This window comes from Tepidimonas sp., assembly GCF_046292505.1.
Taxonomy (GTDB): Bacteria; Pseudomonadota; Gammaproteobacteria; order Burkholderiales; family Burkholderiaceae_C; genus Tepidimonas.
The window spans coordinates 1-1,793 of record NZ_JBKBQX010000069.1 but is presented as its reverse complement, the minus strand read 5'-3'; the positions used below and the strand labels follow the sequence as shown (position 1 = coordinate 1,793).

The 1,793-nt window shown below is 61.6% G+C and carries 2 protein-coding genes; both read right to left on the bottom strand.

The annotated features are described in order from the left end of the window. Positions 1-1,074 precede the first annotated feature (1,074 nt). Positions 1,075-1,404: a hypothetical protein gene (locus ACK4TH_RS11650; protein WP_409626661.1), complete on the bottom strand. Its 330-nt coding sequence runs from the start codon at positions 1,402-1,404 to the stop codon at positions 1,075-1,077. 14 nt (positions 1,405-1,418) lie between these two features. Continuing rightward, positions 1,419-1,667: a hypothetical protein gene (locus ACK4TH_RS11645; protein WP_409626659.1), complete on the bottom strand. Its 249-nt coding sequence runs from the start codon at positions 1,665-1,667 to the stop codon at positions 1,419-1,421. Positions 1,668-1,793 lie beyond the last annotated feature (126 nt).

Sequence of the window (1,793 nt, the reverse complement as noted above, 5' to 3'; positions counted from 1 at the left end):
ACCCAGTCCACGATGGAGTCCGACGGATTGAGCATGACCATCTTGGTCTTGTTCTCCGAGCCGCCGCCCTTGGCCGCACCGCCCTGCTAGCCAGGCGCTTGGCCCCGGCGCGCATGCGTGCGACGTCTCCTGACATTATGGCTTCTCTCCTGATTGACACGGCTGGAGGGGCGCAACGCGCGCCCCTCAAACGCTGCCAACCCTGGGCCTAGTCGACGAAGACAAACACGCAACCGTCTTTAAGTCCGCCAACCGCTAGCGCGCCTTTCCAGTCCAGTTCGGCGCATAGCCGTTCGGCCGCTGCCCTGTGGTTCTGGTCCGAGTTCATGCCGGGTTCATAGGTGTAATATCTGCGGATGCCGCTTGCCGTTGTCGCCGATATGCGCGACCCGATGCGGTTCCCCGGCCCGTGGTACTTTGTCACGATGGCTTGCCTTAGCATTTGTCAAATTCCTTTACGTGTTGGCTGTAGTAGCTTTCAAGACATACGGCCGCCGCTTGCACTTGGGGGCCTGATAGCGGTCCGCCCGTTTCCAGCCCGTAGCGCCGGAGCCTGTGGGTATCCCAGCGCCGGACCGCGCGCCGATACTCTGCCAGCCGCAGGGCGTGCGGCTTGGCCTGCGGCATGTACAGCGCTAGCCGGTCTTTGTACGTCAGCCCGCATTGCGTGCCGTCGCCATCGTTCACGACGACTAGAACCGCGTCGCTTACTCGGGGGTCTTTATGGTAGCTCATTTGCGTCGCTCCGGTTCGCAGGTTAAATATCTGCGTCGCTCCTGTTCGCAGGCTTCGCGGTGCCAAGGTTGCATGCGGCGGTAAACCTGGAGCCGGTAGCCAATGGCCTCTAGCTCCCGCTTAAGGGCTTCGTATTCGTCCGGCCGCGCCCGTCGCGTCTGGTTATACCAACCCTGCGAACAAGACCCGTGCTGCCCTACATGGGCGTAACACGTCATTGTGCCGGGCTCCAGCGTGCCGGGTAGGGTCGGAAAAACTGCGGTCACTTCGCCGCGATGTTCTTTCCGTTTCTCGGCGCGAAACAGAACGGGCGTGTATTCGGTATCCTGTTCCATCGCGTTAGCTCCCCACCTGTTCGACTGCGTCGCGCGCCGCCTGTTTCATGCAGCATACGCCCCCGGCTTGGCTGTAGAAATCGCCATGCGCCTTTAGAGCGCTTCGCAAGGCGTATTCAGCGCCGGAGGCCAGCGCGTCCCAGCGGACTAGCGGGATGCTGTTAAGATGTTCGTCTCCGCTGGCCAGAGCCTTTTTGACTTCATCCAGCGTGATACCGCCACGCCCGGCGAAGCGAACCCCGGCCGTCTCGTTTACCGCCCGATAGAAGTCCGCAAAGGTGACTTGCCCGGCCATGTATTGCGCGCGGGTTGGCTGCTTTAGTTCGGTTGTCATAGTGCTAGCTCCTCTCAGTCTGCCACGCGACGCAGACGGACAATCTGCTTATTGTCCGTCTCTGTCGCAATGTAGTTGTAACCCCAATCGGTACGGATACGCAGGTTGCGCCGCTTGTACGTTCCTCCGGTAGGCGTGCCGCACCGCCGCCACGGATAGGCGGTTGTTACCTTGCCGATAACTTCGCCTGTCCACGTCGTAATCCCGCGTTCCGTGACGTATGCCAGAAACTCGGCGGGCTTGTCATGGGCGAGCTGGTACAATTCGACGTCCGCTGAAAACGCGTTGACTGTATCCGTGTCCAGCGGATGGCCCCGGGCTGGGCCTGCTGCTGGCCGCGGTGCTGGTCGTGCTGGCGGGCTTTCTGGTCTCCACCCAGGCCACGGCTC

Coding starts and splice junctions, on each gene's coding strand:
- ACK4TH_RS11650 (WP_409626661.1), bottom strand. CDS start 1,404: ATGACAACCGAACTAAAGCAGCCAACCCGCGCGCAATACATGGCCGGG.